Origin of the sequence: Arthrobacter sp. PsM3 (assembly GCF_030433895.1) — a bacterium.
Lineage (GTDB): Bacteria > Actinomycetota > Actinomycetes > Actinomycetales > Micrococcaceae > Arthrobacter.
Genome location: NZ_JARUXE010000085.1, coordinates 1 through 5,321 on the forward strand (window position 1 = coordinate 1; position 5,321 = coordinate 5,321).

A 5,321-nucleotide genomic window follows, 5' to 3' on the forward strand; every position below is an offset into this window, starting at 1 on the left:
CGGGGCACTGTCGGACAAATACGGCCGGAAATGGCTGATCGTCGGCGGCATGCTGCTCCAGGCCGCCGCCCTGGCGATGATAGCCGTCGGCCAGGACTTCGGGATCTGGCTCGCCGCCGCGGTCCTGCTCGGCGCCGGCACCGCCATGGTCTACCCCACGCTGCTGGCTGCCATCGGCGACGTCGCCCACCCGGCCTGGCGGGCACGCTCGGTCGGGATCTACCGGCTCTGGCGCGACGGCGGATTCGCCGTCGGCGCCCTCCTCGCCGGAATCCTCGCGGATGCCTACGGCATCCCGGCAGCGGTCGCCGTCGTGGGTGTCCTCACCGCACTGTCGGGAATCCTCGTGGCCGTCCGGATGCGGGCCACAGACCACAAACCCGCACACTAGAAACCACAGCCAGCTCAAGGTCAGGATCGCCGTCAAGGACTTGACGGGGCGCACCGTGCAACACTCCGTCCATGCTGCACTGGCTGGACACCCGGTGCAGCCTGGGCCCGCGGCATTGCCTCAGGTGGTTAACCGGTGTGGAGCTTCAGCTTTCGGAAGGCCGGTACCTTCAGCAGGTCAGCGGTGAAGCCTCCCGCGGCGGTGGCGGCGAGGATCAGCAGCAGCAGGGCGGCGGGGACCGGTGCCATCAGCAGCCCCCACAGCGCCAGCGCCGACGCGGCCGCAGCGTCCAGGACGGAAGCAGCCACCAGCAGCCGGGAGGGCCGGTCCTTCCACGCCGGTAAGGCGGTGCGGACGACGTAGGTCGTGATCTGGCTGCTGAAGACCAGCGTCAGGAAAATAACCGTGCGGAGCTGGTCCAGGCCTCCTCCGGGCCAGAGCTGCCCGGAGGCCCACAACAGGGCCAGGGAAGATCCGAGCATTGGTGTGGCGACGACGAGGGCACCCGAGATGGTCCTGCGCACGTTCCAGGTGTTGGGTTTCTGCGACGACGCCGCGTTGTCGGTGGTGATCATCATGCTCACCACATCGTTCGCCAGCAGCAGCAACGCCATCAGCAGGGGCGTGAAGACCAGCTGCCCGAAGGCCAGCACACCGACCGTCAGCAGGAGCGGCACTTCGAGCTTCTTCACGCTGACGTTGAGGGCATAGGTCAGGGAGCGCTGGTGGATTCTTCTGCTTTCCTCGATGAGGCCGACAATGTCGGTCAGGCCGCCGCGGACGAGGATGACCCCGGCTGCGGACTTGGCCACGTCGGTGGCCGCTTCCATGGCGATGCCGACTTCGGCCTGGCGCAGCGCCGGGGCGTCATTGACGCCGTCTCCGGTCATGCCTACGACGTGGCCCGCCTGCTGAAGTGTTTGCACGATCCGGTGCTTGTCCTGGGGAAGGACCTCCGCGACGACGGAGGGTGACCCGCGGCCGCCGGCCAGGGCCGCGAGACCGTCGACCCTGACCACGCTTCCCTCCAGACCTACTTGGGCAGCAACTGCCGCGGCCGTCGCGGCGCTGTCGCCGGTGACCATGATGACGCGGATCCCAAGACCCGTGAGCCGAGTGAGGAGTCCCGCGGCTTCGGGCCGGATCCGGTCGGCCAGGGCAACCAGCCCGAGCTGGCGCCAGGTGCCGTTCCCGTCGTCGATGGCGACGGCGAGGACCCGCGCGCCGCCGGAGGCGAGTGAGCCCAGCTCCGGCGGGGGCTCTTCCCCTGCCATGGCCGCAATGACATGCGGGGCACCCTTGGCGACTCCAATGGTCCTGCCGCCGCTGACCACGGTGGCCTGGGACCGCTTGGTCGAGGGATCAAACGGTGTGAAGCTTGACCGGTCCTGGGGTGGCGCACCGTCAGCGGCGAGGATCGCCAGATCGATGGGGTCCTGTGTGGAGGCGTCGGAGGCCGCCGAGGCCCACCGCAGGACCTCTTCCCGGTTCGTCGCCCTGATCGGGTAGACGGCATTCACCGCGAGCCGGTTTTCGGTCAGGGTGCCTGTCTTGTCGATGCAGAGCACGCTCAAGGATGCGGCGTCCTGCAGGGCCGTCAGCCGGGTGGTCAGGATCCCCATGGTGGCCAGATGCTTTGCCCCCAGTGCGCCGGCCAATGCGAAGGCCGCCGGCATGGCCACCGGCACCGAGGCCAGCAGCAGGATCACCGCGTAGGAGATGACGTCCGCGATCGGGGCCCCGACTGCGGCCAGGTGAGTGGTTCCCACCACCGCGAGCCCCAGGTCCACGGCAATGAACACCCTGACGATCCGCAGCACAACGTTTTCGAGATGGGCTGTTGGCGCGGAGCTGCCCACCAGTTCGGCGGTCTTGCCGAAGTACGTGGCGGCACCGGTGGCGCTCACGGTGCCGGTGGCTTCCCCGCGGACGACGGTGGCGCCGGAGTAGACGGTGGTCTCCGGTCCCCGGGAAACCGGCAGCGATTCCCCGGTGAGAGCGGACTGATCCGCCATGACCGTCCCGCTCTGCAGGAGGAGGTCCGCGGGGACGAAGTCGCCGACCCGGATGTGGATGACGTCGCCGGGAACCACCCGGGAGGCCGGCATCAGCGTCCACGTCCCGTCACGCAGCACCCGGGCATTGATCTCCAGCCGGGTGCGCAACAGCTCCACTGCCGCCTCGGCCCGCCGCTCCTGGATAATTCCCAACACGGTGTTCAGGGTCAGGACCGCCAGGATGATGGTCGCATCGAGCCATTTGGCGAGGGCAAACTCCAGGATAATTGTGGCTTCCAGCATCCAGGGCACGGGGGCCCAGAGTTTCCTGAGGATGCGTTCGGCGAGCCCGATATGTTTCAGGGGAACCGCGTTGGGGCCGATGGTTTCCAGCAGCCGGGTGGCCTGCGCGGAGGTGAGCCCCTGAGGCCCGGGCACCTGCGCTCAGCCTTGAACTGTATCCGCGCCAGTACGGACGACCAGCACCGGGCAATGGGCTTGGTGCACGGCGTGGCTGGATACCGAGCCCAGGAGCATTCCGGCGAAGCCGCCATGGCCGCGCGATCCGACCACCAGCAGATCTGCCCCGGTTGCAGCCTTCAGGAGCACTTCAGCAGGATGGCCCTCTGTCACTTCACCGGTGACCGGAACCCCGGCTTCGGATCCCCGCCGCAGCGCATCAGCGTGCACACTCCGGGCATTGTCTCCGAATGCCTCATGGTCCTCAGCCCTGCCGGCAGCGTCACCAATGACGGGGTAGTGCCATGCGGTGACAACGTAAACCTCCCCTGACCGCAGACGCGCCTCGTCAAGGGCCCATTCAAGAGCTGCCAGCGACGAGTCCGACCCGTCGACCCCGACAACAATCCGGAAAACCATTTCTGCCGCCATCGTGCCTCCCGCTATGAAAAACCGCGTCTTCGCGGCACTGCCTCGTTCCGCAGGGCCAACAATCCTCCCGATGCGCAGTCGAATCAAGAGGACCCTCCTGCCGGAGGCGGACGTCGTGACGACGCCTCACACCACCCCCTGGCACCTCAGAGGGCGGAGACGCTAGGCCTGGCGGAGCCCGCGGCCCTGTGAGGAGGCGAGACCGTCCAGCCATTGAATTGCCTCCGCGCGCGAGGTGAAGTAGGCATGCGGACAGAAGCCGTGCCGTCCCAGGGCGGCCGCGGCAACCTTGTCCACGACCGTGGATCCCACGATGGCCACAGCGGAGACAGCCTTCGCGGCTTCATAGGCGCCCCTCGCCGCGGCATTCATGGTCACATCAGTGATTTCGACCAGGAGGGGCAGTGCCCGGCCGGGGCTCAGTCCCTGTATCTTCCCGATGGATTTCATGGCGTCGTCAAGGTCAACCTGTGAACCGGGCATCCAGAACAGGTCAAGAAACCCTGCACCGCTGACACCGAGCCGGCCTTTCCCGCCTGCAATCAGTATTTCTTCCACGACTTCCCCCCTGGCACGACACGCTACTCTTTCGAAGACTGCCCCCACCCCGGCACGCCGGACTGCCCCTCCAGCTTCAGGGGGATGGTTTTCCCTCCTAAAATACCCCATGGGGTATACTGATGGGACCATCCAGCCACTAAAGGGAGCCACCAGATGTGCCGTGCCGTGACATGCAAGAAGTGCCAGAAGACGACGTGGGCGGGCTGCGGCCAGCACGTTGATCAGGTGATGCGCGGGGTTCCGGCCTCCCAGCGTTGCCGCGGGCACGAGCAGGAGAAGTCGACCGGCAAGGGCTTCTTCGCGAAGCTGTTCGGACGGTAGGCCGACCCGCCCGGCACCCGGGCCCAGGCGTCGAAGAACAGGGAAGCGCCGGAGGATATATCCTCCGGCGCTTCCCTGTTCCCTTGCAGGCACTCTTAGGACAGGAGTGCCTGCATTGCGACGTAGGCGGCGATGACGAGGACGAGGATGCCGAAGCCGCGTTTGAGTGTTTTGTCGGGGATGTTGGTGCCGATCCGCCCGGCCGCGAGGGAGGCGACCATTGCCGTGATGGCGAAGGCTGCGGTGACGGCCCAGTCGATCTGCAGGTCGCCCAGGTGCGCGGCGAAGCCGGCGGCCGAGTTGATCACAATGATCACCAGGGAGGTGCCTACGGTGACCATCATCGGCAGGCCCAGGACCAGGGTCAGGGCCGGGACGATCAGGAATCCGCCGCCGACGCCGAGCAAGCCGGTCAGGAACCCCACGACGGCGCCAGTGGCGATCGCCTTGGGCAGGCAGCTGCGCCAGTTGACCCCGCCTCCGGGCAGGGCGCAGGAGCCGCCCGCGGAGGTGGACGGCATCAGCATCCGGATGCCGGCGAAGACCATGATCGCGGCGAAGGCCAGGAGCAGGATCTTCGGGTCCAGGAGGCGGTTGACCATCGCGCCGAGGTAGGCGGTGGCGGTTCCTGCGGCGCCGATGATCAGCGCGAGCCGCCAGTTCACCCCGGCACGCAGCCGGGGCAGCACCGCGACGGCGGAGGACGCGCCGACGACGACCAGCGACGTCGGGATGGCCGCGGCAAGCGGCAGCCCCACGCCGTAGACCAGGGCGGGGACGGCAAGGATGGATCCGCCGCCTCCGACCAGGCCCAGCAGGCCGCCGACGACCAGCCCGAACGCCGCCGCGGTGAGGATCATGCCCGGGCGTCCAGGTTCTGCAGTGCCTGGTGCGCGGTGGGCTCGTTGGCGGAGCGGTTCCACGGCATCTTCGAGAGCATCTGGCCCATGGCGCAGCTGTTGGTGGCCGCGGAGAATGTCAGTCCGGCGCCGATGCCGCCGGCGACCAGTCCCAGCTTCGGTGAGACAAATTTCGCGGCGACGATGCTGGCGAGCACCAGGGAGCCTGCGGTCATCCGGACCTGGCGTTCCAGGGCCCAGGGTCCGCGGCCGCGGGCCACGGTGCCGCCGGCGGCGGCGGTGGCGGGGCCGCCCCCCCCC

At 68.0% G+C, this 5,321-nt stretch carries 7 protein-coding genes; 2 read left to right on the top strand and 5 right to left on the bottom strand.

The genetic code is table 11. The features are described from left to right. The coding region (locus tag QCD75_RS21510) for an MFS transporter (protein WP_301231556.1) at positions 1-391 on the top strand (391 nt) is incomplete at its 5' end. Between the two features lie 128 nt (positions 392-519). Here the strand turns inward: QCD75_RS21510 and QCD75_RS21515 are convergent. The 3 genes from QCD75_RS21515 to QCD75_RS21525 form a co-directional block, all read right to left on the bottom strand. After that, positions 520-2,826: an HAD-IC family P-type ATPase gene (locus QCD75_RS21515; RefSeq protein WP_301231557.1), complete on the bottom strand. Its 2,307-nt coding sequence runs from the start codon at positions 2,824-2,826 to the stop codon at positions 520-522. A gap of 6 nt (positions 2,827-2,832) precedes the next feature. After that, positions 2,833-3,267 (bottom strand): universal stress protein, encoded by a 435-nt coding sequence (locus QCD75_RS21520; protein WP_301231559.1) that lies wholly within the window; start codon positions 3,265-3,267, stop codon positions 2,833-2,835. Positions 3,268-3,441: 174 nt separating this feature from the next. Continuing rightward, the gene (locus QCD75_RS21525) at positions 3,442-3,837 is read right to left on the bottom strand and encodes a DUF7793 family protein (protein ID WP_301231561.1); all 396 of its coding nucleotides are present in this window, start codon (positions 3,835-3,837) and stop codon (positions 3,442-3,444) included. Positions 3,838-4,005: 168 nt separating this feature from the next. Here QCD75_RS21525 and QCD75_RS21530 point away from each other — a divergent pair, with 168 nt between their 5' ends. Next, complete coding sequence (locus QCD75_RS21530; RefSeq protein ID WP_168709239.1) at positions 4,006-4,161, top strand: hypothetical protein; 156 nt, start codon at positions 4,006-4,008, stop codon at positions 4,159-4,161. 95 nt (positions 4,162-4,256) lie between these two features. Here the strand turns inward: QCD75_RS21530 and QCD75_RS21535 are convergent, their stop codons facing one another. Together QCD75_RS21535 and QCD75_RS21540 are read right to left on the bottom strand one after the other, a co-directional pair. Next, positions 4,257-5,021: a sulfite exporter TauE/SafE family protein gene (locus QCD75_RS21535; RefSeq protein WP_301231562.1), complete on the bottom strand. Its 765-nt coding sequence runs from the start codon at positions 5,019-5,021 to the stop codon at positions 4,257-4,259. Further along, positions 5,018-5,321, bottom strand: a 304-nt coding sequence (locus tag QCD75_RS21540) for a YgaP family membrane protein (protein WP_301231563.1), incomplete at its 5' end; no start/stop codon positions are given. The genes QCD75_RS21540 and QCD75_RS21535, both read right to left, overlap by 4 nt.